Source organism: Aliivibrio sp. 1S128 (assembly GCF_001691065.1).
In the GTDB taxonomy this organism is placed as follows: Bacteria; Pseudomonadota; Gammaproteobacteria; order Enterobacterales; family Vibrionaceae; genus Aliivibrio.
The window spans coordinates 1-437 of sequence record NZ_MAJV01000183.1 but is presented as its reverse complement, the minus strand read 5'-3'; the positions used below and the strand labels follow the sequence as shown (position 1 = coordinate 437).

The 437-nt window shown below is 29.5% G+C and carries 1 protein-coding gene; it reads right to left on the bottom strand.

All coding sequences use genetic code 11. From position 1 onward, the window contains the following. Positions 1–311, bottom strand: a 311-nt coding sequence (locus tag A6E03_RS19670; protein ID WP_065601584.1) for a TM2 domain-containing protein, incomplete at its 3' end; no start/stop codon positions are given. Positions 312–437: the final 126 nt, after the last annotated feature.

The window sequence follows — 437 nt, the reverse complement described above, 5'->3', positions numbered from 1 at the left end:
CCAAATATAAATACAAGTAGCATAATTAAGCCTTGTTTTTTATAACCCAAATAAAATTTATGCACACCCAAAGCACCTAAGAAAAATGCTAAAAGAGCTGCTGGAACTTTTTTGGAGCTTGTAGATGTATTTGAAATAATATAAATAGCGGTCGCTTGTTCATCTAAGATAGAAAAATCAACGGTATCACCAGATTTTGGTAATGAATCACTTTTCCATTCTGCTATATTTAAATCATAACGATTACCATCTTCCCCTGAGATAACACCTTCACGAGTAGATTCATTAAACGTTAATATTGAGCCTTTCATTAATATAATCCTTCACTAATTAAATGATTGGTATAGTATATTTATACTTTAGATTCATAGTTAACAATAAATAAAAAGTGCGAGTGACTTAAAATATTTTAAATATGTATAACGCCTGCATAACAC